This is a genomic window from Pseudomonas sp. AC083, from assembly GCF_979253165.1.
Map to the genome: position 1 here is coordinate 1 of NZ_CEEDDH010000095.1, position 280 is coordinate 280.

Genomic DNA, 280 nt, shown 5'->3' on the forward strand with positions numbered 1-280 from the left:
GGACAAACTTTATTGATGTGTTAAAAGCATTCAATGAAGATCCTGAAACGCATGCTGTGATTATGATCGGTGAAATCGGCGGTACGGCTGAAGAAGAAGCAGCTGAATGGGTAAAAGCAAATATGACTAAACCAGTCGTAGGCTTTATTGGCGGTAAAACGGCGCCTCCAGGAAAACGTATGGGACATGCTGGTGCCATTATTTCTGGTGGTAAAGGAACAGCTGATGAAAAAGTAAAAACAATGCGTGAATGTGGAATTGAAGTGGCAGAAACACCATC

General features: G+C 42.9%; 1 pseudogene. It reads left to right on the forward strand.

What is annotated here, in order from left to right:
• Positions 1-280: pseudogene (locus AC0IXA_RS27355) on the forward strand (succinate--CoA ligase subunit alpha); the annotation flags it as partial.